The sequence below is a fragment of the Plantibacter sp. Leaf314 genome (assembly GCF_001423185.1).
Taxonomy (GTDB): Bacteria; Actinomycetota; Actinomycetes; order Actinomycetales; family Microbacteriaceae; genus Plantibacter.
Genome location: NZ_LMOB01000002.1, coordinates 141,601 through 166,017, shown reverse-complemented (window position 1 = coordinate 166,017; position 24,417 = coordinate 141,601). Strand labels below are relative to the sequence as shown.

21 protein-coding genes are annotated in these 24,417 nt (G+C 70.6%); 12 read left to right on the top strand and 9 right to left on the bottom strand.

Translation table 11 applies throughout. The annotated features are described in order from the left end of the window. Positions 1-102 precede the first annotated feature (102 nt). Positions 103-741 carry a hypothetical protein gene (locus ASF68_RS14035; protein ID WP_235526832.1) on the top strand — a complete coding sequence of 213 codons (639 nt, stop codon included), beginning with the start codon at positions 103-105 and terminating at the stop codon, positions 739-741. Positions 742-771: 30 nt separating this feature from the next. On the opposite strand, the gene ASF68_RS14030 is transcribed toward ASF68_RS14035, so the two are convergent. The 3 genes from ASF68_RS14030 to ASF68_RS14020 all read right to left on the bottom strand — a co-directional run bounded on the left by ASF68_RS14030 (position 772) and on the right by ASF68_RS14020 (position 4,240). Further along, on the bottom strand, positions 772-1,944 hold the full coding sequence (locus tag ASF68_RS14030; protein ID WP_056012397.1) for a diguanylate cyclase: 1,173 nt from the start codon (positions 1,942-1,944) through the stop codon (positions 772-774). After that, positions 1,941-3,677 (bottom strand): sensor histidine kinase, encoded by a 1,737-nt coding sequence (locus ASF68_RS14025; protein ID WP_056012394.1) that lies wholly within the window; start codon positions 3,675-3,677, stop codon positions 1,941-1,943. The genes ASF68_RS14030 and ASF68_RS14025 overlap by 4 nt, the downstream gene beginning before the upstream one ends. Before the next feature lie 80 nt (positions 3,678-3,757). Next, positions 3,758-4,240, bottom strand: coding sequence for an Lrp/AsnC family transcriptional regulator (locus tag ASF68_RS14020; RefSeq protein WP_056012391.1), 483 nt, complete (start codon positions 4,238-4,240; stop codon positions 3,758-3,760). 200 nt (positions 4,241-4,440) lie between these two features. Between ASF68_RS14020 and ASF68_RS14015 the strand changes: the two genes are divergently transcribed. Next, complete coding sequence (locus tag ASF68_RS14015) at positions 4,441-5,247, top strand: PP2C family serine/threonine-protein phosphatase (protein ID WP_056012388.1); 807 nt, start codon at positions 4,441-4,443, stop codon at positions 5,245-5,247. 90 nt (positions 5,248-5,337) lie between these two features. After that, the gene (locus tag ASF68_RS14010; protein ID WP_056012385.1) at positions 5,338-8,388 is read left to right on the top strand and encodes an FtsK/SpoIIIE domain-containing protein; all 3,051 of its coding nucleotides are present in this window, start codon (positions 5,338-5,340) and stop codon (positions 8,386-8,388) included. Positions 8,389-8,421: 33 nt separating this feature from the next. Here the strand turns inward: ASF68_RS14010 and ASF68_RS14005 are convergent, their stop codons facing one another. Together ASF68_RS14005 and gabT are read right to left on the bottom strand one after the other, a co-directional pair. Continuing rightward, positions 8,422-9,426 (bottom strand): asparaginase, encoded by a 1,005-nt coding sequence (locus ASF68_RS14005; RefSeq protein WP_056012382.1) that lies wholly within the window; start codon positions 9,424-9,426, stop codon positions 8,422-8,424. Next, complete coding sequence (gene gabT / locus ASF68_RS14000; protein ID WP_056012379.1) at positions 9,423-10,796, bottom strand: 4-aminobutyrate--2-oxoglutarate transaminase; 1,374 nt, start codon at positions 10,794-10,796, stop codon at positions 9,423-9,425. The genes ASF68_RS14005 and gabT overlap by 4 nt, the downstream gene beginning before the upstream one ends. An 82-nt stretch (positions 10,797-10,878) precedes the next feature. Between gabT and ASF68_RS13995 the strand changes: the two genes are divergently transcribed. Then, complete coding sequence (locus ASF68_RS13995) at positions 10,879-11,370, top strand: OsmC family protein (protein ID WP_369796486.1); 492 nt, start codon at positions 10,879-10,881, stop codon at positions 11,368-11,370. Between the two features lie 51 nt (positions 11,371-11,421). On the opposite strand, the gene ASF68_RS13990 is transcribed toward ASF68_RS13995, so the two are convergent. Continuing rightward, the gene (locus ASF68_RS13990; protein WP_056012376.1) at positions 11,422-12,219 is read right to left on the bottom strand and encodes a 1-acyl-sn-glycerol-3-phosphate acyltransferase; all 798 of its coding nucleotides are present in this window, start codon (positions 12,217-12,219) and stop codon (positions 11,422-11,424) included. Between the two features lie 147 nt (positions 12,220-12,366). On the opposite strand from ASF68_RS13990, the gene ASF68_RS13985 reads away from it, so the two are divergent. From ASF68_RS13985 to ispG, 7 genes are all read left to right on the top strand, one after another. Continuing rightward, positions 12,367-13,365: an FKBP-type peptidyl-prolyl cis-trans isomerase gene (locus ASF68_RS13985; RefSeq protein ID WP_056012373.1), complete on the top strand. Its 999-nt coding sequence runs from the start codon at positions 12,367-12,369 to the stop codon at positions 13,363-13,365. 34 nt (positions 13,366-13,399) lie between these two features. After that, complete coding sequence (locus tag ASF68_RS13980) at positions 13,400-14,479, top strand: 1-deoxy-D-xylulose-5-phosphate reductoisomerase (RefSeq protein ID WP_056012370.1); 1,080 nt, start codon at positions 13,400-13,402, stop codon at positions 14,477-14,479. 86 nt (positions 14,480-14,565) lie between these two features. Beyond that, complete coding sequence (locus ASF68_RS13975) at positions 14,566-15,900, top strand: RIP metalloprotease (RefSeq protein ID WP_056012367.1); 1,335 nt, start codon at positions 14,566-14,568, stop codon at positions 15,898-15,900. Between the two features lie 112 nt (positions 15,901-16,012). Next, on the top strand, positions 16,013-17,239 hold the full coding sequence (locus tag ASF68_RS13970; protein WP_056012364.1) for a sensor histidine kinase: 1,227 nt from the start codon (positions 16,013-16,015) through the stop codon (positions 17,237-17,239). Further along, positions 17,236-17,895 (top strand): response regulator transcription factor, encoded by a 660-nt coding sequence (locus tag ASF68_RS13965; protein ID WP_056012362.1) that lies wholly within the window; start codon positions 17,236-17,238, stop codon positions 17,893-17,895. Before ASF68_RS13970 ends, ASF68_RS13965 begins: the two co-directional genes overlap by 4 nt. A 136-nt stretch (positions 17,896-18,031) precedes the next feature. Further along, on the top strand, positions 18,032-18,370 hold the full coding sequence (locus ASF68_RS13960; protein WP_235526831.1) for an SHOCT domain-containing protein: 339 nt from the start codon (positions 18,032-18,034) through the stop codon (positions 18,368-18,370). A 76-nt stretch (positions 18,371-18,446) separates the two neighbouring features. Further along, on the top strand, positions 18,447-19,607 hold the full coding sequence (gene ispG, locus ASF68_RS13955; RefSeq protein ID WP_056012355.1) for a flavodoxin-dependent (E)-4-hydroxy-3-methylbut-2-enyl-diphosphate synthase: 1,161 nt from the start codon (positions 18,447-18,449) through the stop codon (positions 19,605-19,607). 64 nt (positions 19,608-19,671) lie between these two features. Here ispG and ASF68_RS13950 read toward each other — a convergent pair whose 3' ends face one another. The 3 genes from ASF68_RS13950 to ASF68_RS13940 are packed head-to-tail and all read right to left on the bottom strand — an operon-like array spanning position 19,672 to position 23,214. Further along, entirely contained in the window at positions 19,672-21,027 is a 1,356-nt protein-coding gene (locus ASF68_RS13950; protein ID WP_157580029.1) for a DUF6716 putative glycosyltransferase, read from the bottom strand. Next, the gene (locus tag ASF68_RS13945; RefSeq protein ID WP_082498688.1) at positions 21,020-21,949 is read right to left on the bottom strand and encodes an N-acetylneuraminate synthase family protein; all 930 of its coding nucleotides are present in this window, start codon (positions 21,947-21,949) and stop codon (positions 21,020-21,022) included. The genes ASF68_RS13950 and ASF68_RS13945 overlap by 8 nt, the downstream gene beginning before the upstream one ends. A gap of 2 nt (positions 21,950-21,951) precedes the next feature. Further along, a complete protein-coding gene (locus tag ASF68_RS13940; RefSeq protein ID WP_056012350.1) occupies positions 21,952-23,214 on the bottom strand; it encodes an acylneuraminate cytidylyltransferase in 1,263 nt (420 codons plus the stop codon). A 197-nt stretch (positions 23,215-23,411) separates the two neighbouring features. Between ASF68_RS13940 and ASF68_RS13935 the strand changes: the two genes are divergently transcribed. Then, the gene (locus ASF68_RS13935; RefSeq protein WP_056012348.1) at positions 23,412-24,413 is read left to right on the top strand and encodes a MoxR family ATPase; all 1,002 of its coding nucleotides are present in this window, start codon (positions 23,412-23,414) and stop codon (positions 24,411-24,413) included. Positions 24,414-24,417 lie beyond the last annotated feature (4 nt).

The window sequence follows — 24,417 nt, the reverse complement described above, 5'->3', positions numbered from 1 at the left end:
CGGCTCAGGATTTCCTCAAGATTCGCTGTGCCCCCAGTTCAGGGGGTCGCGCGACGTCCTGAGCATCGCCCGACCACCCCTCCGAACCCCGCCAGGAGTCCCATGTCCCAGCAGCCCAGCCCGGTGCGGAACCGGCGCCTCGTCCACGCCGCGCAGCTCGCGACCGCAGCGCTCCTCGTCCTCGGCCTGAGCGCCTGTGGGACCCCGCCGTGGGAGGAGCCAGGTGCCGGGCCGACGGCGTCGCCGCGGACCTCGAAGACGCCGAAGCCGACGGTCAGTGCCATCACGAACGAACTGGCGAGCGGGAGCGCGAAGCACTCCCTGACGGCGGGGTCGGCGACGCTCTCGGTCGACTACTGGTCGACGCTCTCGATGGACGCGTGGACGGCCGACGTCAACAAGCCCGTGAGCTTCTCACTGAGCGGCATCCTCACCCCAGACGACCTCCAGGCGCTCTACCTGTCGCGGGTGACGCTCACGACGACCGTCCACGGGCCCACCGGGCAGCTGGAGTCGCCGGCACCGTTCACGGACCAGTCGACGGTGGCCCCCGGGTACCTGATCAAGGCGCCGTACAGCTACAGCCAGACCTTCGTGCTCCCTGAGGTGGACAGCGCCGCCACCGGCGTCACGCTGACGATCACCTACGAACTGCTCGTCCAGGCGACCCCGACGTCGGCGGAGTACGCGAAGCAGACCGCGGTGGACACACTGACCATCGCGATCGCCCAACCGGAGTGATCGCGGGACCTCGCCTCCTCGGCGAGGTCCTCAGGCGCCCGCCGCCGTTGACGCGGCGAGGACGGTCCGGTTGCCTCCGGCGTCGGACGCGCGGAGACTGGCGTCCCTGGCCGCTCGGGTGAGCACGCCGACGTCGTAGCCGAGGTAGTCGGTGAGGGCGATGCCGATGCTCGCGGTAGGGCGGAGCCGGGGCGTCGTCTCCACGGGGTGGTCGAGCAGCCCGTCCTGGATACCGGCCGCCGCCTGCAGCGCCGCGTCGACGTCCACCGCGGGCGTCGCGATGAGGAGGCATCCCGCGCCGTCCTCCCCGATGTCGGAGAGCGTCGGTCCGTACCGACGGATCGAGGAGATGAACCCCCCGGCGACCTCGCTGCTGAAGTTCGAGCCGAACGCCGTCGTCATCTCGTCGAGGTCGTCGAGCCGGATGTGCAGGATCGCGAGCTGTTCGTCGTGGAAGTTGGCGCGCTCCAGCCAGTCGTCGGCGATCCTGATGAAGGATTCGTGCAGGAGGACGTCGTCACCGGTGTACGCGACGATGCTGCCGTGCCGGCGGCTCGCCGGGGCGGCCCGTTCGGCGCGGAGGACGGACAGCACCACGGTCGCCACGATCAGGAGGGCGATGAGGAGGAGCGAGGAGGCGACCGTCCCGAAGAACGTGGTGAAGAACCTGCCTGACGAGCCCTCGACGAGGAAGACGACGAACCGCGCCGTGAAGAACACGGCGGCGATGCCGAGCACGACGGTGAACCCCCGCGTGCTCGGGTTGTCGCGCATCGCGCCAGTGAGGGTCTCGGCGGTCCCGAGCCCGGCGAACAGTGCGATGCACGCGAACGTCACGCCCGATCCGGCCCACGGCCCGCCGGACGGACCGGCGGCGAGGGCTGCCACGACGGTGACCGTCGCGCCGACGAGGGAGATCCACAGCAGATTCGACCGACCGTTGAACAGGCGGGCTCCGGACCACAGCGCGGCGATGCTCAGGACGTAGCCGCCGTTCCCCGCCGCGGTGGCCCACCAGGCGTCGGGGCTGAGCGCACCGACCACGTAGGAGAAGCTCGTGAACATCCCCGCCATGTACGACACGGACCACACCCGCCCGCTGGCGTCGTCCTTCCGCATGAAGGTGTTGACGATGAACGTCGCACCGCAGACGAAGATCACGAGCGCGTTGATCACGGCGACGGTCTGCGTGTCGAGGGTCATTCGGTCCGGCCTCTCGGAATACGGACGACCGCGGTGGTGCCCTCGCCCAGGACGCTGTGGAGCGTCAGGTCACCGCCGTGGAGTCTGACGATGTCGCGACTGATGGCGAGGCCGAGCCCGCTGCCGTGCACGGTCGAATTGCGGACGAGGTCCGAACGGAAGAACCGCTCGAAGAGTTTCGGCTGGTCCTTCTCCGAGATGCCGATGCCCGTGTCGCGCACGATCACCCAGGCCGTGTCGCCCTCGGCCGTGACACCGACGCTCAGTTCACCGCCGTCACGGTTGTACTTGATGCCGTTCGACAACAGGTTGTCGACGACCTGGCGGAGCCGGAACGGGTCGGCGAAGAGCGGCACCGCTTCCTCGTCGTGGCGGACGATGGTGATGTTCCGCTCGGCGGCGAGGTGCGCGAGCGACTCGACCGCGACGTCGACGATCTCGCGGAGTTCGCAGTCGGAGCGCTTGAGCGCCATCGTCCGGTTCACGTCGCGGGAGGCGGCGAGGATGTCGGCGATGAGTTCCAGGAGCCGGTCGCCGTTGGTCTGCGCGATCGTGAGTTGCTTCGCGACACGGGGCGGCAGGTCAGGGTCGTCGAGCGCGAGGTCGAGGTAGCCGAGGATCGAGGTGAGCGGCGTCCGGAGCTCGTGCGACACGGACGCGACGAGGTCGTCCCTCGCCCGGATCGCGTTGATCTCCGTCGTGACGTTCCGCGAGACGAGGACGGTGCCGTCGTACCCGCCCTCGTGGTCGTAGAGCCGCCGAGAGGTGAGTGCGAGGGCGACCCGCTCGGTGCCGGGAGCTCCGAGCCAGACGGTCAGGTTCTCGAACTCCTCACCACGACGCGCCCGGATGTAGGGCTTGTCCTGCGGTTCGAGCGGCGTCAGCCCGTCCTCCGCCCACACCGGGAGGTCGGGGTTGACGTCGGACAGTTCACCCACCTCGTCCTGCAGGCGGGTCTGGAAGCGGTTCACCATCGCCCTGGCGCCGATGCGGTCGAAGCGGACCACGCCGAAGTTGACCGCGTTCAGGATCTCCGCGAGGCGGCTCTCCTGATCCTGGGCGCGCCAGAGGGCGGTCTCCAGCTGGCCGGCCTGCTTGTTGAGGAGCACCCGCTGGGCTTCCGTCCGTTTCGCCGTCATCGCTGTGGACACGGCGACGAATCCGAGCACCATCGGAAGGATGACGAGACCGGGGAGGTTGGCGAGGGTGATCTGCCCCGGGGTCATGGCCAGCGTCGACCAGGTCGACGCGCATACGAGGACGATGGCGGTGACGGCCCCCGAGAGTCCGAAGGCCGTCGCCATCCAGATGGTCGGGAAGACCCAGAGGAGGCCGGCGCCGATCACGGGTTCGCCCTGCCGGATGAACGCGATGGCGATGATGTCGAGGATGGGGAGCGCGATGAGGAGCCGCGGCACCTGATGCCAGGGAACGATCGGAGCGAGCGCCGTCGCGATGAACGCGAGGATGACGCCGACGTAGAACAGGACGGAGTTGTCCTCGACACCCTGGAACAACAGCGTCGCGAACAGGATGGCGACGACGGCCAGTCCGAAGAGGAGCTGCGGGAAGGCGCTGTACCCGGTCATCCGTCCGACGCGTCGGGGGACCTCCACGGCGTGCGGGCCGGTCCTCACGGGGCCGGTGTCGCCGCCGCTCGCCGACCCGTGGGTGGCGCTGGACCGCGACTCGTCGGACGGGGGCGTCCGTTCTCCGGTCGGCTTCGCGGGCATGGGTTGAGAGTACCGCGATCGGGGGGTACGCGGTGCGCAACGCGCACGTCGGCGCCGACCACGGATCCCTGGGTCGGGACCTACCGGGTTCCCCAGTCGTAGAGCTGCTTGTGCAGGCGCAGATAGACGAAGGTCTCGGTTCCCGCGACGCCGTCGATCGTGCGGATGTCGTCGTTCAGGAGCGCGATGAGCTCCTCGTCGTCCTCGCAGACGACCTCGACCAGGAGGTCGAAGGATCCGGCCGTGAGCACCACGTAGTCCACGGCGGCCAGGCCGGCCAGGCGGTCCGCGACGACCCGGGTGTCACCCGCCACCCGCACACCGATCATCGCCTGGCGTGTGAAGCCGAGCTGCATGGGGTCGGTGACCGCGACGATCTGGATGACCCCGGACTCCGTGAGCTTCTGCACCCGCTGCCGGACGGCCGCCTCGCTGAGCCCGACCGCCTTCCCGATCTCGGCATAGGAACGGCGTCCATCGGTCTGCAGCTGCTCGATGATCGCCTTCGAGGTGTCATCGGGCTGGGCCGCCTTCGAATGCGGATCGGAGCTCGCTCGTATCATGCGTCGATCATGGCAGCGGCGCCCACCTGCGGCAAGCGGATCCGCAGGGCTGGGCGACCGCGGCCGACGGATCCGTCGTTCCGCTCGCCGATCCCCGTTCTGGAATCGGAGGAGCGGCGTGGGGCGGTCGGGCGGCGCATCGGTACCGTACTATCGTCGATGGTGCATCAGCCACCGCCAGCCGTATTAGAGGAGCAGACGTGACCGAGCACGGGCAACGGATCGTCACGCTGCCCGGCGGACGTCGGCTCTCCCTGGCGTGGGCCGGGATGACGGACGTGGGCAAGCGGCGCGAGCTGAACGAGGACGCCTTCGTGGCACTGCCTCCCGTGTTCGCCGTCGCCGACGGCATGGGTGGCCACTCCGCCGGGGAGGTCGCGAGCGCCGCGGTCGCCCACCGTCTGACCCTTGCGACCGACGGTGCGGAGATCCTCACCGTGGACGGCCTCGTCGACGCGCTGCGCATGGCGGTGGCCGACATGATCGACACCGCGGAAGAGGGCGAGCTCGGCATGGGCACGACCGTCACCGGCGTCGTGTTGACGGCCGACGAGGGTGAGGGCAGGGTGGCGGTCTTCAACATCGGCGACTCGCGCGTGTACCGCCTGCAGGACGGCGAGCTCGTCCAGATGACCGAGGACCACTCGATCGTGCAGGAACTCATCCGTGCCGGAGCGATCAGCCCGGAGGAGGCCGAGTTCCACCCCAACAGCAACATGATCACCCGGGCCGTCGGTCCGTCCGACGATCCGGTGCCGGACGTCGAACTCTTCCCGATCCAGGGTGGCGCCCGATGGCTCGTGTGCTCCGACGGGCTCACCAAGGAACTCACCGATCACGGGATCTGGTACTTCCTCACCGAGGGGAGCACCCCCGTCGACGCCGCGGAGCTGCTCCTGCGCGCCGCGCTCGACAACGGCGGTCGTGACAACGTCTCGGTCGTGGTCCTCGACATCGCCGAGCTCGACGACGCGGCGGACGAGCCCCAGGAGCAGCCGGGCTCCTGAGCCCGCTCCACAGCCTCCGTCCTCGGCCTGGCCACTCCACGAGGCCGGGTCCGGCGATGTCCCGACCCGTCGCCGTGCTGCACTGGGACCATGAGCCCCACAGACGTCACCGCTTCGGCGATCGCATCGCACCGGACCACCACACCCCCGGCCCGGCTGCACGCGCCGCGCAAGCCGGAGGAGGCGGCGTCCGGTTCGCTCCCGATCCTCGCGAGCATCGCGCCCGTCGTCGGGTCGCTCGCCCTGTTCGCCATCACCCGATCACCGGTCACGCTCGTCTTCGCCGCGCTCGGTCCCCTGATCGCCGTCGCCGGGTTCGTCGACGCGCGTTGGACGCGCCGTCGGCGTGGGCGACGGGCGCGAGCCGCCTATCGCCTTGCCGCCGACGAACTGGAGCGCGAGATCGAGCGAGCCCACGCCGTGGAACGCGAGGAGCTGCGCACCCTGCATCCGGCGGGTCGGTCGCTCGAGCTCCTCGACGGCCCGGACCGCGCACGATGGCGCGTCCCCGACCACCGACGAACCCTGGTGAGCGTCGGCCGCGGCGAGACCGCCAGCTCCGTCCGAGTCGACGCCGCGGCCGACGACGAGCGATGGGCGTGGGCGGCGCGGCTCCCGGACGCGCCCGTCGTCGTCGACGCGGCCGAGGGGATCGGCATCGTCGGCGGGAGGGTGCTTGCTCGTGCGGTGGCTCGCAGCATCCTGGTCCAACTCGGCCGTCAGCTGCCCCCGCATGCGGCCGAGTTCACCCGTGACGCCGCCCCCGGTTCCGACGTCGAGGGCGCACCTTGGGCCTTCCTCGACGACCTGCCACACCGATCGGCGGCGATCGCGGTCGACCCGTTCCAGAGCGGGCGCGACGTCGAGTCCGTCAGGGTCTCGATCTCTGAACGGTGGCAGACAGGCACCGCCACGCCGGCCCGTCAGGTGGGACGCCCTCCAGCCGGTGGCGTGCTCGTCGCGCTGTCCGACACGATCGAACTCCTCCCGACGAGATGCCGGCACCTCCTCGTCCTCGATGCCGACGGGCGGACGACACTGGCCGACGGAACCGGAGCATCGCCGTCCGTCACCGTGGCCCCGACACTCCTGGCCGAGGCCGAGGCACAGCACCTCGTCGGTGCGCTCGCCGCGGCCGCGCTGACGACGGGGGAGTCCCCGATGCTCTCGAGCCTGCCGTCGAACGTCGCCTTCGAGGAGGTGGGTCCGGTCCGGGGGCGGCGCCCGCATGATGAGGCAGGCTGGGCACCCGACGCACTCCGTGTCCCCATCGGGCTCGGAACGGACGGCGAGGTGACCCTCGACCTCGCGGCGGACGGACCGCATGCCCTGGTCGGCGGCACGACGGGGAGCGGGAAGAGCGAGCTGTTGATCACCTGGATCACGGCGCTCGCCGCACGGTCCTCACCACGGGAGCTCTCGTTGCTGCTGGTCGACTGCAAGGGTGGCGCCTCGTTCGGTGCCGTCGAATCACTGCCGCACGTGGTGGGCATGGTGACCGACCTCGAGCCGGGTGCCGCGGAACGGGTCGTGTCGAGTCTCCGCGCGGAACTCCGGCACCGGGAGCGGATCCTCGCACGGTTCGGGGCTCGCCATCTCCTGGACAGCGCCCTCGCGCCCGACGATCGACCGGCGCGGCTCGTGGTGGTGGTGGACGAGTTCCAAGCGCTCCTGGACGCGAGCCCACACTTGCACCAGGTCTTCGCAGACCTCGCCGCGCGTGGTCGATCGCTCGGACTCCATCTGATCCTCTGCAGCCAGCGTCCGGCGGCCGTCGCGGCCGACGCCATCCTCGCCAACTGCACCCTGCGCCTCTCGCTCAGGGTCACCTCCCGCCAGGACAGCACGGCGATCCTCGGCGTGGCTGACGCCGCTGCACTCCCCGCAGGGACACCTGGTCGCTGCATCGTCTGGAACGGCGAGGGGCGGGTCGTCTTCCAAGCCGCCGTCACGAGTCCTGGTGATCTCACGGCGGTGCGCGAACGCTGGCGCCACGCGCCCCGCCCTCGACGTCCCTGGTTGGATCCGCTCCCGTTCAGCCTCCCGCTGCAGGCCGTCCTCGCACTGGATTCCGGCCGGACCGACGGCCAGACGCGCACCGGCGACGAGACGGATGGTGAGGGCATCGTCTTCGGACTCGCCGACCTTCCCGAGGAGCAGGCACAACGACCGGCGATCTGGCGGCCGTCGACCGACGGATCATTGCTGGTCCTCGGTGCCGGACGCTCCGGCCGGACGTCCTTCCTGGACACGGTCGAGGCCTCGGCACGAGGTCGATGGCGGGTCGAGCGCGTGGCGCACGATGCCGAGCAGGGCTGGGACGTCATCATGGCGCTGGCCGAACCGCTCCGCCCGCCTGAGAGGATCCTGCTGCTCGTCGACGACGTCGAGTCGCTGCTGGCGACCGCCGGAGACGAGCACGGAGCCGCGCTCCGCGAGGCGATCCTGACCCTCCTCCGCGATGGCGGACGCCGCGGGGTCAGCGTCGTCCTGGTGGCCTCGCGGGTCGGCGGCGTGGTCCATCGCTTCTCGGCTCACCTGGACAGCACCGTGGTGCTGCGGCTCGCGGATCGTCAGGATCATCTCGTCGCCGGCGCGCCCGCGAGTTGCTTCGACCCGCGGCGCCCGGCCGGACGCGCTCACTGGCAGGACGCGGAGGTGCAGATCGCGATCACGTCACCGCTGCCGCACGGGGCACCCATGACCGATGCCCACCGGTGGCGGCCTGCACCCGGCAGTACGACGGTCGTCGTGACCCGCGCACCGGGTGTGCTGCGTTCGGCGCTGCAGCAGCGCGACACCTCGCACGCCGAGGTGCGGCTGATCGAACCGGCGGCAGAACCGTTCCCGCACCCGATGGTCGCGGGGAACCGGAACGATGCGTTCCGACACGACGATCCAGCGGCCGTGATCGTGCTCGTCGACCCGGAGACGTGGTCGTCGGGTCGACTGGTGGTCGGGCGGGACCTGCCGCCGCGGGTGGCGCGGGCGGACCTCGTGATCCACGCCTGTTCGGCCGCGGACTTCCGGCAGGTGACGCGGAGCCGGGAGCTGCCGCCACTGCTCGGCTACGCGAGCGGTCGGGCCTGGTGGTGGCGCGCCGGCGAGCCGACCCGACGGGTCGATCTGCTCGATGACTGAATCACCCGCCGAGCAGACCGGCCCCGACGGTGATCAGACGGCGGTGACGGTGATGCGACCGACGACCGCTGCGCCGCCGTGGACGGCGAGGTCGAGCTCGGGTTCGAGAGCGTCGACGGCCGCCGCGTCGAGCGCGCCGACCGAGACGAGCAGTCGCAGGGCCACGATCGTCGAGACCCGGAGCGAGCCGTCGAGCACCTTGAGTGCCACGGTCGCGCCACCCGGGACCGACATGACCATGACGCCCTCGGCGCCGAGCTTGGCGAACACGCCGAGGCGTTCGATGACGAGGGTGTTCGCTCGGCCCGGACCGTCGAGCGCCCAGCCGTCGGCGAGGACCGCCGCGGTGAGCAGCCCGGCGTTCCGGTACAAGGCGAACGGCGAGGTCGGCGATGAGTTGACGACGCGCCCGATGCCGCGCGCGAGCCCGGTGAGGGAGATCGCGTGCACGGGGGCACCGCAACCGTCGACGCCGCTCGCGGCCGGCTTCTCGCCGGTGAACCGCTCGATGGTGTCACGGACAGCGAGCTGCAGCGGGTGCTCGGGATCGAGGTACGTCGCCTGATCCCAGCCGTTCTGCGCACAGGCGAGCAGCATGGCAGCGTGCTTCCCGGAACAGTTCATGTACAGAGGACTTGTGCCGAGTCCGTCGCGGACGAGCTCGTCGCGCGAGGAGCGGTCGCCCGGCCAGTCGGCCGGACACTGCAGCGCCGAGTCCTCGATGCGAGCGCGTCCGAGCATGCTCCGGACGACCTGGACGTGCTTGCGCGTACCGGCGTGGCTCGCGGTGGCGAGCACGGCTTGTGCGCCCTCGAGCGAGACGCCCGCGTTGATGATCGTGATCGCCTGGAACGGCTTCAGGCAGGAGCGGGGGAAGACCGGCGCACTCGGCGTGCCGAGGCTTGCGAGCACCTCGCCTTCCGGCCCGAGGACGATCGCCGAACCGGCGTGCCTCGACTCGACGAAACCGCTGCGTTCGACGACGGCGAGCTCGACGGCGTCCTCGACGCCGAAGGTCTGCGGGGCCGCCGTGCTCACAGCGCCGCGAGCGCCTGGTCGATGACGGTCATCGCGTCGGCGATGAGCTCGTCGGAGACCGCGAGGCTCGGGAGGAAGCGGAGGACGTTGCCGTAGGTGCCGGCCGTGAGGACGAGCACACCCTGCTGGGCGGCCGCGGCCGCGATGGCACTGACCGCCGCCGCGTTCGGCTCCTTCGTGGTGTCGCCCGTGCCGGGCTGGACCAGCTCCATGGCGATCATCGCGCCGATGCCGCGGACGTCGCCGATGATGTCGTACTTCCGCTGCAGCTCGAGCAGGGCTGCCGTGAGCGTCGCGCCGATGCGGTCGGCCTCGGCGAGCAGGCCGCGGGACTCGATCGATTCGAAGACCGCCACCGAGGCGGCGCACGCGACCGGGTTGCCGCCGAAGGTGCCGCCGAGCCCGCCGGGCTGGCTCGCGTCCATGATCTCGGCGCGCCCGGTCACCGCGGCGAGGGGGAGGCCGCCGGCGATGCCCTTGGCGCTCAGCACCAGGTCCGGGACGAGGCCGAAGTGGGAGCTGGCGAAGTACTCGCCGGTGCGGGCCATGCCGCTCTGGATCTCGTCGGCGATGAACACGACGCCGTTGGCGGTGCACCACTCCTGCAGGGCGGGCAGGTAGCCCTCGGCGGGCACGACGAAGCCACCCTCGCCCTGGATCGGTTCGACGACCAGGCAGGCCAGGTCCGTCGCGCCGATGCGCTTCTCGAGGTAGGCGATGGTGCGCGCCGCTGCCGCCGTGCCGCTGAGGCCGTCGTGGTACGGGTAGGAGTTGGGTGCGTGGTAGACGTCGCCGGCGAACGGTCCGTAGCCGGTGGCGTACGGGGCCGCCTTGTAGTTCATGGCCATCGTCAGGTTGGTACGCCCGTGGTAGCCGTGGTCGAGCACCGCGACGGCGCGGCGACCGGTGTACTTCCGCGCGATCTTGACACCGTTCTCGACGGCTTCGGCGCCGGAGTTGACGAGCACGGACTTCTTCGGGAAGTCGCCGGGGGTGTGCTCGGCGAGGAGCTCGGCGACCCGCACGTACTCCTCGTAGGGCGTGATCGTGAAGAGCGTGTGGAGGACGTCGGCCGCCTGGTCCTGGACGGCGCCGACGACGGACGACTCGGTGTGCCCGATCGTGGTGACGCCGATGCCGGCCCCGAGGTCGATGAACTGGTTGCCGTCGACGTCGACCACGATCGCGCCGTGCGCCCGCTCGATGTAGACGGGCAGGACGCTCGACACGCCGTCGGACACGACAGCGGTCCGGCGAGCGTGCAGCTCCTGTGAGCGGGGCCCCGGAACGGCCGTCACGATCCGACGCTCCTGCGTCACGCTGGGGGCGGAGGCGGACGTCTGGTTCGTGGTGTCGAGCGTGTCAGTCATAGTCCTCCAGCGTAGCGCGACCTCCTGACACCGGAGCCGCTGGGCGGGCCCCCGGCGGGCAGGCCAGTGGGATACTGGTGGCATGATCTCCGGCCACCACGACTACGCCATCGGTGTCCGCTGGGACGGCGACCTCGGAACAGGTACGAGCGGCTACCGCGACTACTCCAGGGAGCTCACCGTCACCGCGGTCGGCAAACACGATCTCGAGGGTTCCGCCGACCGGCCGTTCCGGGGCGACCCTGCCCGGTGGAATCCGGAGGAGTTGCTCCTCGCGTCCCTCGCCCAGTGCCATCTGTTGTCGTACCTGCACGTCGCGGTGACCCTCGGTGTCGTCGTGACGGCCTATACGGACGACGCCGTCGGCACCATGGTCGAGGACGGTGCGGGCAGCGGTGCCTTCACCGAAGTCGTCCTCCGGCCGCGCGTGACCGTCGCGGACCACTCGATGGTCGACGCCGCGAGGGCCGGGCACGCCAGGGCGAACGAGCTGTGCTTCATCGCCAACTCGGTGAACTTCCCGGTGCGGCACGAGCCGACGATCGTCGTCGCGGGATCCGACGACGCCGTCTGACCGACTGGCCGCCGCCGGCCGGCGGCGCACCGCACGGTCCGATGCCGCGACTCAGAGTCGCTCGGGGCGCAGGGCTCGCTTGATCCGCTCGACGGCGTCCGCCGGCGGCGACTCGTTGTAGGCGTTCGCGAGTTCCTGCCCCGTGAGGGCGTGGATCGCGGACATGATCTCGTCGGTCGCCTTCCGGCGTGCGCGCCCTGACTCAGCGGCACCGTGGTGACTCACGTCGATCGGCTCACCGAAGATCACGGTGACGGGTTTGAACTTCGGGATCGTCGTGCCGACCGGCATGAGCTCGTCGGTGCCGATGAGGCCGACGGGCACCACGGTCGCGCCGGTGGTGAGCGCCAGCCAGGCGACCCCGGTCCTGCCGCGGTACAGACGTCCGTCGAGTGATCGGGTGCCCTCGGGGTAGATCGCGAAGGCGTCTCCGCCCTCGAGGATCCGCCGTCCCTGGTCGAGGGCCTCCTGGGCGGCCTGTCCGACGCCGCGTTCGACGCCCACGGCGCCGATCGAGGTGAAGAAGGTGCGCGAGACCCAGCCCTTCAGTCCCCGGCCGGTGAAGTAGTCCGACTTCGCGAGGAACTGCACGCGTCGAGGCGCACTGATGGGGATCGCGATGCTGTCGATGAACGAGAGGTGGTTGCTCGCGAGGATCACCGGGCCGCGCTTCGGCACATTCTTCCGGCCGATGATCTTCGGGCGGTAGAGCAACTTCGCCGTGGTGTTCAACACGGCCCGCCCGACGTAGTAGACGAGTCCGGGCTTGGAGGTCGGTTCCGCGGCCTCGGCCGGTTGCGTCTCCGACGATTCCCGGGCGCGTCGCTGCGTCTGCTCCTCATCGGCCATGCGGACGACTGTACTCGCGGACGCATGCGTGGGTCGGCATACTGGCCTGGCGGCGGTGCACCCGAGATGCTCGGCGCGCTGTCAGCCAGCATGGAGCCTCGTGGGTGAGACTGGACCGACCCCTCAGCAACGACCGAAAGTTCCCCTGTGCGCAAGAGCCTCTCCCTCCTGGCCGTCATCGCGTCCCTCGTGTCGCTGACGGCCTGCAGTTCGGCGACGTCGCAGTCGCAGGCGCTGGCCGGTCCGGGGGAATGCGCCGACACGAGCGCAGGCACCGCCTCCAAGGCGATCTCGGTGAGCGGCGACTTCGGCCGGATCCCGGAGGTCACCTTCGCGAAGGGCACCCTCTCGGCGGAGACGACCGAGCGCACGATCGTCGCGAAGGGCGACGGCGAGCGCGTCGATCCGGGCGACACGACGTTCGTCGAGATGTCGATCTACAACGCCGTCACGGGCTCCATCGTCGCGCAGACCGCCTACGGCGCGAGCCCGGCGACGGCGATCGTGGTCAACGACCAGAAGTACTTGAAGGGCCTCGTCCGCGCGGTCGAGTGCACGACGGTCGGCACGCGGGTCGCGGCCTTCGTGACCGCCGGTGACGGATTCGGTTCGGCGGGCTCGAGCGACGGCACGGTCCAGGCCGACCAGCCCCTCGTCGTGGTGGCCGACGTGCTCAGCACGGTCCACAGCGACGCGAAGGCGGACGGCGTTCCGCAGGAGCCCGTCGCCGGGATGCCGGCGGTCGAACTCGACTCCGCAGGCCGGCCGACGGTGACGATCCCCGAGGCGGCGGCCCCGGCCGAGCTGCAGGTCGCGGTCCTCAAACAGGGCGACGGCGCGGTGGTCCAGCCCGACGCCGAGGTCATCATCAACTACCAGGGCGTCAACTGGCGGACGGGCGAGGTCTTCGACGAGAGCTGGGGCAACGGGCCGACGAACTTCCAGCTGTCCGCCGTGGTGCAGGGCTTCTCGAGCGCGATCGCCGGCCAGCACATCGGCTCGCAGATCGTCGCGGTCATCCCGCCCGACCTCGGGTACGGGCCGGCCGGTGGCAACAGCCAGGCCGGTATCGAGGCCGACGACACGATCGTGTTCGTGATCGACATCCTCGACGCGAGCAGCACCACCGCGCCGGCAGCAGGCTGACCGTCCCACCGCCCACCGCCGTAGACTGACCGGCGTGAGACGCGTCATCATCCTCGGATCCACCGGCTCGATCGGTACGCAAGCGCTGGACGTCATCCGTGGCGACCGCGACCGCTTCGAGGTGGTCGGCCTGACCGCCGGCTCCAACGCCGAGTTGCTCGCCGAACAGGCCGCCGCGTTCCACGTCGACGACACCGCCCTGGGAGCGGACGACGCCGAACGGCTGATCCGGAGCGTCGACGCCGACGTGGTGCTCAACGGCATCACGGGTTCCATCGGGCTCGGACCGACGCTCGCGGCCCTCGAGACCGGTCGGACGCTCGCGCTGGCGAACAAGGAGTCACTCATCGTCGGCGGCGACCTCGTCCGACGCATCGCGGCTCCCGGCCAGATCGTGCCGGTCGACTCCGAACATTCGGCGATCGCCCAGGCGCTCCGCTCGGGCACCCCGGCGGAGGTCCGTCGGCTCGTGTTGACCGCCTCGGGCGGTCCGTTCCGTGGTCGGGACCGTGCCTCGCTGGCCGATGTCACCCCGGCAGAGGCCCTCGCCCACCCCACCTGGGACATGGGCCTCGTCGTGACCACCAACTCCTCGACCCTCGTCAACAAGGGCCTCGAGGTGATCGAGGCGCACCTGCTGTTCGACGTCCCGTACGACCGCATCGAGGTCACCGTCCACCCGCAGTCGATCGTCCACTCGATGGTCGAGTTTGTCGACGGCTCGACGATCGCACAGGCCTCCCCGCCCGACATGCGGTTGCCCATCTCGCTCGGCCTCGACTGGCCGAACCGGGTCGGCGGCGTCGGTGTCCCGCTCGACTGGACCGTGCCGCAGCAGTGGACCTTCGAACCGCTCGACCACGAGGCGTTCCCCGCGGTGCGCCTCGCGAAGCTCGTCGGTGGACAGGGCCGGACCTACCCGGCGGTGTTCAACGCCGCGAACGAGGAGGCGGTCGAGGCGTTCCACGCCGGGCGACTCGGCTACCTCGGCATCCTCGACACCGTGCGGGCGGTCGTGGACGACCACGAGGCGCCCGAGGGCGAACTCACCCGGGAGGCGCTCGCCGAGGCGGAGCGTTGGGCGAGGGCGCGCGCGCAGCAGCGGATCGGTTGACGCCCCTCGTCGCCCGTCCAGACCCTCAGGGCGTCCGCACAGCCGGCGCGCAGTCGGGGCCGTCCTGGCGCGAGTAAGGTTGCGCCGTGGAAACCGTCCTCCTCTACATCCTCGGCATCGTCATCGTGCTCGTGGGCCTCATCGTGTCCATCGGGCTGCACGAGGTCGGTCACCTCGTGCCGGCGAAACTGTTCGGGGTGCGTGTCACCCAATACATGATCGGATTCGGGCGCACCATCTGGTCGCGCCGGAAGGGTGAGACGGAGTACGGCGTGAAGATGATCCCGCTCGGCGGGTACATCTCCATGATCGGCATGTTCCCACCGAAGCAGCCCGGCGAGGCCGCGCGGAACGCGAGCACCGGCTTCTTCGACACCCTCGTTCAGGACGCACGTGAGGCGAGCGCCGACACCATCGGCGCCGGCGACGAGGAGCGCACCTTCTACCGTCTGCCCGTCTGGAAGCGGATCGTCGTGATGCTCGGCGGTCCGACGATGAACCTCGTGCTCGCCATCCTGTTCATCGGCATCGCGGTGTCCGGGTTCGGTGTGCCGCAGCAGAGCAGCACGCTGACCTCCGTGTACGAATGTGTCCTGCCGTCGACGAGCGAACGCCAGAGCTGCGCATCCGGCGACCCGGAGAGCCCGGCCGCCGCAGCCGGCCTGAAGCCGGGAGACACGATCCTGTCGATCCAGGGCACCCCGGTCACCACCTTCGCGGAGGTGTCGGCGGCGGTGCAGCGCTCGCCCGGCGAGCCGCTCGCCCTCGAGGTCGCCCGCGGTGATGGACGACTGGACCTCACCCTGACGCCGCTGCTCCTCGAGCGGGACATCGTGGACGCCGACACCGGCAAGATCGTGACGAACGCCGACGGCTCGCCCAAGACCCACGAGGTCGGCTTCGTCGGGATCACGCCGCAGCAGCAGATGGTCGCTCAACCGGTCACCGCCATCCTGCCGACGGTCGGCGACACCATCGCCCGCACCGCGAACATCATCCTCAACCTGCCGCAACGGCTCATCGACGTCGGGCAGGCGGCCTTCGGTCCCGGGGAGCGCGATCCGAACGGCCCGATGAGCGTCGTGGGCGTCGGACGGGTCGTCGGTGAGGTCGTCAGCCTCGACCAGATCCCGGTCGCGTCGAAGGCGGCCACGGTGTTCGGCATCCTCGGCTCGCTCAACGTCGCGCTGTTCGTCTTCAACCTCATCCCCCTGCTGCCCCTCGACGGCGGTCACGTCGCCGCAGCGCTGTGGGAGGCCCTCCGGCGCGGTGTCGCGAAGGTCTTCCGCCGCCGTGATCCCGGCCCGGTCGACGCGGCGAAGCTGATCCCGCTGACCTTCGGCGTGGTCATCGTGCTGGGCGGCATGAGCGCCCTGCTCGTCTACGCGGACATCGTCAAGCCCGTCAACCTCTTCGGATAGTCGCGACGCGCCCGTAGGCCGGGTGCTCCGAGAACGTTGTACTCCCGGGGGAGTACGGACCGTGCACCGCGGAGCCGACGCCACGGGCGAGGCCCGCGGGTACCATGCAGGGATGCCATCGGTCGAGACGAGCGCGGCGCACGGGCGCCAAAGCGACGGTCGCTTCGGCGATCCGCTGATCCGCCAGGGCCGACCCGTCTGGCGGCTGTGGGCTCCTGTGGTCGTCTCCTTCGTCGTCCAGGTGCCGGCGACCGCCGCCCTCGCGCTCCATGGCTCACTCGCCGCAGGAGCCGACGCTTCCGCATGGTCGCGCGTCTCGGCCGTGCTGACGGTGCTCGGTGCCGTCCTGGCCCTGCTCGCCGCCCGGCGATCGCCCGGCCCGACGGTCGCCGTCGTGGCCGTCCTCTCTGGCGCCTCCATGCTCACGGGCCCGGTGTGGGGACCGCCGGCCGTGGCCCTCGCGTTCGCCGCCGGATCGGGGATCGTCCGCGGGGCGCGCGGCTGGGCCTACCTCTCGCTGGGGCTCGCCTGGGTGCTCCCGCTGGCCGCTGCCCTCGCCGTCGGTTGGGGGCTGTCCGGTTTCCGGATCGGGGTCACCTCGGTCCTCGTCGTGATCGCCGTCCTCCTCGCCGAGGGCCTCCGGACGCGGCGCGAACAGCTCCAGGCGTTCCGGATCCGCCAGGGGGAGCGCCGCGCCTCAGCCGCGCAGGAGGAGCGCGTCCGCATCGCGCGTGACCTGCACGACGTCATCGCGCACTCGCTCGCGCAGATCGCCGTGCAGGCCGGGATGGGGCTCCACCTCATGGACTCCCAGCCGGAACGTGCGAGGGAAGCGCTCACCAACATCAGGATGGCGAGCACGGCCTCGCTCGACGAGGTGCGCGGACTCCTCGACGTCCTCCGAGGCTCCGACGGCTCGGCCGATCCGGCGACCGGCGCGCCGACCCGCCCGGGGCCGGACCTCACCGCGCTGCCGCTGCTCGCCGATGCCCTCCGCGAGCAGGGTGTCGAGGCGGTGCTGGAGCAACACCTCACCACGCAGCCCGGCACTGCCGTGCAGTCGGCGCTGTACCGCATCGCTCAGGAGAGCGTCACGAACGTCCTCCGGCATGCGCGTGCACGGCGGGTCGCCATCGAACTCGTGGAAGCGGACGGTGTGTACCGCCTGTGCGTGACCGACGACGGGGTCGGGGCGCCGCCGGGTCCTGCGGAGCGCGGGAACGGGCTGCTCGGGATGACCGAGCGCGCCGAACTCCTGGGCGGCACGCTCGAGACGGGACGCGGCCCGCTCGGCGGGTTCCGTGTCGAGGCGCGCGTCCCGGTGCGAGGTGTCGCATGATCCGCGTGGTCGTCGCCGACGATCAGGCGCTCATCCGTGGTGGGTTCCGCGCCCTGCTCGACGCCGAGCCCGACATCGCGGTCGTCGGCGAGGCGGCGACCGGCGACGCGGCGCTCGAGCTGGTCCGTCGCGAGCACCCGGACGTCGTGCTCATGGACATCAGGATGCCGGGTGGTGATGGTCTCGCCGCGACCGAGCTGATCGTCGCCGACCCGGCGCTGGGGTCGACCCGCATCATCGTCGTGACCACGTTCGAGCTCGACGAGTACGTCGCGCAGGCCATCCGCGCCGGCGCGAGTGGGTTCCTGGTGAAGGACACGGAGCCCGCCGAACTCATCCGAGCGGTCCGGGTGGTGGCGTCGGGTGACGCCCTCCTGTCGCCGGGGGTCACGAGACGCCTCCTGACCCAGGTCGCCGGGGTCATCGCGGCGCCGCTCGACGACGCAGCGATCGTCGGCCTCACGGAACGCGAGCGTGAGGTGCTGGCGCTCGTCGGGCGAGGCCTCACCAACGAGGAGATCGGCGGCGCCCTGTTCCTCAGCCCGCTCACCGCGAAGACCCACGTGTCGCGCATCATGTCGAAGTTGGCCGCGCGTGATCGGGTCAGGCTCGTCGTCATCGCCTACGAGACCGGGCTGGTCAGCCCCGGTTCCTGAGCGGAGCACGGCCTACTCCCCGGGGAGTCCCGCGAACGGTCCCGTCGTCGGATGCGTGCGGCCGACCGCCGGAGGAGGCTCGAGGTCGTGATGCGGACGACGGTCGTCGTCGCCCGCCCGACGAACGGAGTCCCTCGTGTCCACCTCCCTGACCATGCTCGCCACGACCGCCATGCACCCGGGTTGGAACGGGCCGGGGTCCCACCTCCTGTGGCTCGCGCTCATCCCGGTGTTCTGGATCGCCGTGATCGCCCTCGTCGTCGCGCTCGTCGGTCGACGGTGGCGTCGCCGCGCCTGGGCCGGAACGTCTCCGGACGGCCGCCAGGGGCCGCCGTGGGCCTGGCGTCATGAGGGGACACGGAGCGCCGAGCAACTGCTCGCCGAGCGGTTCGCCCAGGGTGAGGTGGACGAGGCCGAGTACCGCGAACGGCTCGGCGTCCTGCGGTCGAACCGCGAGGCTCCGCCCACCCGCTGACCGCCGATCGCGACGTCCCAGCCGGCATTCAGCCCACGGGGAGCCTGCGGGGCGTCGCGCGCGTAAGCTGAGGCTCGTGGTAGCTATCAATCTGGGTCTTCCGTCGGTTCCCGAGACGCTCAGCCCGCGACGCAAGTCGCGACAGATCAAGGTCGGCAAGGTCCTCGTCGGCGGTGACGCCCCGGTGAGCGTCCAGTCGATGACGACGACCCAGACGACGAACATCAACGCGACCCTCCAGCAGATCGCGGAGCTCACCGCCTCCGGTTGCGACATCGTCCGCGTCGCGGTCCCGACCCGCGACGACGCAGAGGTGTTGCCGATCATCGCGAAGAAGAGCCAGATCCCGGTCATCGCCGACATCCACTTCCAGCCCGCCTACGTGTACGCGGCGATCGACGCGGGTTGTGCGGCGGTCAGGGTCAATCCCGGCAACATCCGGAAGTTCGACGACCAGGTCGGCGAGATCGCCCGTCGGGCGAAGGCGGCCGGTGTCTCCCTCCGCATCGGCGTCAACGCCGGCTCCCTCGATCCACGCTTGCTGCAGAAGTACGGCAAGGCCACACCGGAGGCCCTCGTCGAGAGCGCCGTCTGGGAGGCCAGCCTCTTCGAGGAGCACGACTTCCACGACTTCAAGATCTCGGTCAAGCACAACGACCCGGTCGTCATGGTGAAGGCCTACCGACTCCTCGCGGAACGTGGTGACTGGCCCCTGCACCTCGGCGTGACCGAGGCTGGTCCGTCGTTCCAAGGCACGATCAAGAGCGCGACCGCTTTCGGCATCCTGCTCTCCGAAGGGATCGGCGACACCATCCGTGTGTCGCTCTCGGCCCCGCCGGCGGAGGAGATCAAGGTGGGCCTGCAGATCCTGCAGTCGCTGAACCTCCGCGAGCGGAAGCTCGAGATCGTCTCCTGCCCGAGCTGTGGACGCGCCCAGGTCGACGTCTACAAGCTCGCGAACGACGTCACCGACGGCCTGGAGGGGATGAGCGTCCCACTCCGCGTCGCCGTCATGGGCTGTGTCGTGAACGGTCCGGGGGAGGCCCGTGAAGCCGACCTCGGCGTCGCCAGCGGGAACGGCAAGGGGCAGATCTTCGTGAAGGGTGAGGTGATCAAGACGGTCCCGGAGTCCGAGATCGTCGCGACGCTCATCCAAGAGGCCAACCGGCTCGCCGCCGAGATGCCGGCCGACGACAGCTCCACGGGCGCACCCGTGGTCACCGTCGGCGCGAACTGACCGGGTCGCGCTGTTCCCGTCGACGGTGGCACCGCCTGATCGGGCGGCACCGCCGTCGTGGTCGTCAGCGAGCCGTCCGGTGCCGGGCGCCACGCGGAGCCCGCATGGTCGGCTCCGGTTCGATCGGCTCCAGCCGGCGTGACGGGATCGGTCGCCGCTCGGCAGGTCTGATGCCGCGCGCGCGGCGCACCAGACGGCGGGCGATCTGGATCGGCCGACCGATGACGAAGGCGACCGTCCCGAGGACGCTCGTGTCGGCTCGACCGAACGCCCGGCGTCGCTCCCAGCCCGTGCGGAGCATGCCGCCCCGGCTCTGTCGGGCCCGCGGGCGGATCGGCAGGACACCGCGGTCGCGGGCGGCGAAGGCCACCTCAGACCGTTCGATCCAGTCGTCCTCCTCTTCGGGGTGGAAGTAGTTCTGCTGGAGCCAGTCCTCGTTCGGGTGGCGGAACCGCGCGGCCATGAGCTCATCTTTGGACGCCAGCAGGCCACTGCCCTCGAAGACGCTGTTGATGAGCGCCGGATCGACGCCGAAGTCGTCGAGCACGATGACCGGGACCCCGGCCGCCACGGCCTCGATCGCCGCGGTGGAGCTCACCGTGACGAGACCGGCCGCGTGGCCGAGGTGCACGGCCATCGACCCGGTGGCGACCCTGAGATTGGTGGGGATCGGGCCGGTGAGGAGGGTGTCGAAGGGGAAGTGCTCGTGATGCGTCTGGGGGTCGCCGGCGAGCCCTCGGACCTTGATGACGACGTCGAGGTCCCGATGCCGGTTCGCGAGGGTCCGCAGCCAGGAGATGATCCGCAGCCGGTCGCCGCGATCGGCCGGAACGGTCGCCTGCGCCGCGAACACGACCCGGGTCCGTGGTGCCGGATCGATGTCGACGGCGGGCGGCCGGGTCGGGGCGACGGCGAGGAACGGCAGGGTGGCGAGCGCGAAGGCCGGCTCGACCCCGTGCTCCGCGGCGAGTTCCCGGTAGGCCGCGACCTCGCGGTGGCTGTGCAGGATGAAGACGTCCGCCTGGGCGCGGAGGAAGATCCCCTTCCACTTCGCGGGGATGGAGATGCCCGGCAGACCCGTGAGGAGGACCGGGCGGGTGGTGCGCCCCAGCGCGAGCAGCTCGGAGATGACGACCTCCGCGACCGGCCCCCTGGTCGAGACGAAGACGCCGTCGGGGCGCTCGGATCCGACGAAGGCGATCAACTGGCGGAGCGTCAACCGACGGACGGAACGCCCCTCGAACGCCGTGTGGAGCAATGCGATGTCCACCTGGCGGTCGGTCGCCGACACGTCGCTCTCGATCAGGACGAGGTCGACGTCCCAGTCGGTCGCTCGGGACAGGGTGGCGGCACCCCACTTCACGAAGGAGTCGGAGTCCACCACCCCGATCACCCGCCGGCGGGGTCCGTGATCAGGCATCGACCCTGCGCAGTTTCGCCAACGGTGCGAGTTCGCCGGGGAAGATGCGCTTGACGCCGTCGCCCATCGCCGTCTCGATGACGCGGATGTCGCGGACGAGGTTCGAGAACCCGTGCGGCTCGAGCGAGGCGGCGTGGTCGGATCCCCACATGGCGCGGTCGAGCGTGATGTGTCGTTCGACGACCTTCGCGCCGAGCGCGACCGCGGCGAGGGAGATCTGCAGTCCGGTCTCGTGCCCGGAGTAGCCGACGGGCACACCGGGATACCGGGCCGCCAGGCTGTCGATCATGCGGAGGTTGGCCTCCTCGGGCGGCAGCGGGTAGGTGGAGGTCGCGTGGAGGATCACGAGCGGGGAGCCGGCGAGGATCTCGACGGCGCGGTCGATCTGCTCGAGCGTCGACATCCCGGTGGAGAGGATGATCGGCTTCCCCGTGGCGGCGAGACGGGTCAGCAGCCCCGAGTCGGTCACCGAGGCCGACGCGACCTTGTGGGCACTGACACCGAGGTCCTCGAGGAAGTCGACGGACGGCTCGTCCCAGGGGGAGGCGAACCAGCTGAGACCCCGCAGGGTGGCGTGGTCGCCGATCTCGATGTACTGCTCACGGTCGAACTCGACGCGGTAGCGGTACTCCAGGTAGCTCATCTCACCCCAGGGCGTCTGCCGCGGGACGTCGCGCATGTGTGCCGGGGTCGAGATCTCCGGCGTGCGCTTCTGGAACTTGACGGCCTGAGCGCCGGCGTCCGCAGCGACGTCGATGAGTCGCTTGGCGAGTTCGACGTCGCCGTTGTGGTTGAGGCCGATCTCGCCGATGACGTAGGCGGGGGCGTCGCCGCCGACGGGGATGCCGTCGATCCGCACGGGGGCCGGCGTGACACCGCCGTCGATGGTGGTCCGGTCGTTCGAGTCCTGGTGGATGCTCATGGTCATGCTCCGTTCGGTTGCGGCGGGGACAGCTTCTCTGGGTGGGTGACCGCGCGAGCGGCGAGGACGAGGTCGGCGAGTTCACGGACGGCGCCGTCGCCGCCGCGGCGTTCCAGGACGAGCCTGGAGACGGCCCTGGCGGCCGGGTGCGCATCGGAGACGACGACGGGCCAGCCGACGATCTCGAGGGCCGGGATGTCGTTGACGTCGTTGCCGAGGTACGCGATGCGCTCGAGCGGGACGGCGTTCGTCGCGGCCCAGTCGCGGAGCGCGCTCGCTTTGTCGGCGGAGCCGTAGACGACGTCGACGCCGAGTTTGGCCGCGCGCGCGGCGACGATCGGGACCCGTTCGGTCGACAGGATGAGGAACGGCAGCCCGGCCTCGCGCAGCAGGCGGACGCCGAGGCCGTCACCGCGATGGACGCTCACCCGTTCGACACCGTCGGCGTCGATGCTGGCGCGGTCGTCGGTGTGCACGCCGTCGAAGTCGGTGACGACGGCGTCGACGTCGAGGTGGTGCTCCGGGTGCTCCGAGCCCGACGGGATCCCGAGCTGGCGTTCGGCGAGGCCGGCGATCGCCTCGGCGACGAGGAGGTCTTCCGGTTCGTCGATGTCGAGGGCGGCGAAGGACCGGGTGACGGCCGGTGCGATCCGGCCGAAGAAGCGGTGACCGGCGTCGAGGAAGCCGTCCGTGTCGAAGACGTAGAACGACCCGGTCTCGCGATACTGCGGGGCACGGTCCTGCCGCCGGGGACGCTCGCGATGGTCGTGACCGATCCCTCGGGCGCCCTTCGCCTTCTCCGTCCAGAGGAAGCCGTGGTCGAGCACCGCCGCGAAGACGGAGTCCGCCTGCCCGGAGGCGACCGAGGCGATGGCGTCGTCGAGTGCTTCCACGTCGAGGAAGGGCGATGTCGCCTGTGCGAACACGGTCACGGGGCTCAGCTCGCCGCGCCGGGCGAGGACGCCGAGGGCGTGCAGCAGCGCGGCCTCGGAGGAGGTGCTGTCCTCGGCGAGGGCTGCGGGCCGGTCGATCACCTCGGCGCCGGCGGCGACGGCGGCGGCTGCGAGGTCCGGGTGGTCCGTCGTGACCACGACCCGTGAGACACCACCGGAGCGCAGGAGTCCCTCGACCGAGCGGGCGATCAGGGTGGTGCCGCGGACCGTCCGCAGGTTCTTGCGATGGATCCCCTTCGAACCGCCCCGGACCGGGACGATCGCCGTCGCCCCGTCGCCCGTCCGGAGCTGAGCGTTCGCTGCGTGTGTCATCGATCCACGGTAGGAATCCGCGGTGGCCGGGAGGGGGACACCGGGCGAACGGCGACCGACGCCGGGGTGACCATCCGGTTGCCGATGCACCCGTCCGGCGCATCCGGCCACGTAGACTGTCCGGACCGCTGGGTTCCACCCGGCCCTCCGTGTTCGACGGTCATCCGGCCGGACCGCCCGCTTCGCCAGGGAGACCAGTGACCCTCACACCGAGCACCCCCATCGCGCCCGCCGAGCTGCAACGGGCGCGCAGCATCCTCTCCGAGATCGTCGGCGCGTACGACGCCAAGGTCGTCGGGCAGCAGGGGCTGCGGACCACGCTCCTCGCCGCCCTCGTCTCCGGCGGGCACGTGCTCCTGGAGAGCGTCCCCGGCCTGGCCAAGACGACGGCGGCGGAGTCCATCGCCGAAGCGGTGAACGCCTCCTTCAAGCGCATCCAGTGCACGCCGGACCTCCTGCCGAGCGACATCATCGGCACCCAGATCTACGACGCCAGGACCGGCGCGTTCCAGACCCAGCTCGGTCCGGTGCACGCCAACTTCGTGCTGCTCGACGAGGTCAACCGTTCGAGCGCGAAGACCCAGAGCGCGATGCTCGAGGCGATGCAGGAGCGACAGACCTCCATCGGCGGGACGCACTACCCCTTGCCGAAGCCGTTCTTCGTGCTGGCCACGCAGAACCCGATCGAGCAGGAGGGCACCTACCAGCTGCCCGAGGCCCAGCTCGACCGCTTCCTCTTGAAAGAGGTGCTCGACTACCCGACGATCGGCGAGGAGGCCGAGATCGTCCGCCGCGTGAACTCCGGTCTGTACGAGACGGACCAGCACCGCGAGGGTGTGAGCCTCGAGGACGTGCTGTTCCTGCAGTCACTCGCGAAGCGGGTGTACCTCGACGCGTCGATCCTCAACTACATCGTGCAGACGGTCTACGTGACCCGCCATGCGCGCGACTACCTCCCGCCCAAGCTGGCGAGCTACATCGACTACGGGGCCAGCCCGCGTGCCAGCATCGCGTTCAGCACCGTCGCCCGCGCGCTCGCCATCCTCGCGGGCCGCGACCACGTCATCCCGGAGGACGTCAAGAGCTACCGGCACCAGGTGCTCCGCCACCGCATCATCCTCAACTTCGAGGCGGCGGCCGACGACGTCTCGGCGGAGACCATCATCGACGCCGTCTTCGGTGCGGTCCAGGCGCCGTAGGACC

Excerpts from the sequence above, each read along its gene's own strand:
- ASF68_RS14035 (WP_235526832.1), top strand. The coding sequence starts at position 103 with ATGTCCCAGCAGCCCAGCCCGGTGCGGAACCGGCGCCTCGTCCACGCC.
- ASF68_RS14030 (WP_056012397.1), bottom strand. The coding sequence starts at position 1,944 with ATGACCCTCGACACGCAGACCGTCGCCGTGATCAACGCGCTCGTGATC.
- ASF68_RS14025 (WP_056012394.1), bottom strand. The coding sequence starts at position 3,677 with ATGCCCGCGAAGCCGACCGGAGAACGGACGCCCCCGTCCGACGAGTCG.
- ASF68_RS14020 (WP_056012391.1), bottom strand. The coding sequence starts at position 4,240 with ATGATACGAGCGAGCTCCGATCCGCATTCGAAGGCGGCCCAGCCCGAT.
- ASF68_RS14010 (WP_056012385.1), top strand. The coding sequence starts at position 5,338 with ATGAGCCCCACAGACGTCACCGCTTCGGCGATCGCATCGCACCGGACC.
- gabT (WP_056012379.1), bottom strand. The coding sequence starts at position 10,796 with ATGACTGACACGCTCGACACCACGAACCAGACGTCCGCCTCCGCCCCC.
- ASF68_RS13995 (WP_369796486.1), top strand. The coding sequence starts at position 10,879 with ATGATCTCCGGCCACCACGACTACGCCATCGGTGTCCGCTGGGACGGC.
- ASF68_RS13990 (WP_056012376.1), bottom strand. The coding sequence starts at position 12,219 with ATGGCCGATGAGGAGCAGACGCAGCGACGCGCCCGGGAATCGTCGGAG.
- ASF68_RS13970 (WP_056012364.1), top strand. The coding sequence starts at position 16,013 with ATGCCATCGGTCGAGACGAGCGCGGCGCACGGGCGCCAAAGCGACGGT.
- ASF68_RS13965 (WP_056012362.1), top strand. The coding sequence starts at position 17,236 with ATGATCCGCGTGGTCGTCGCCGACGATCAGGCGCTCATCCGTGGTGGG.
- ASF68_RS13950 (WP_157580029.1), bottom strand. The coding sequence starts at position 21,027 with ATGCCTGATCACGGACCCCGCCGGCGGGTGATCGGGGTGGTGGACTCC.
- ASF68_RS13945 (WP_082498688.1), bottom strand. The coding sequence starts at position 21,949 with ATGAGCATCCACCAGGACTCGAACGACCGGACCACCATCGACGGCGGT.
- ASF68_RS13940 (WP_056012350.1), bottom strand. The coding sequence starts at position 23,214 with ATGACACACGCAGCGAACGCTCAGCTCCGGACGGGCGACGGGGCGACG.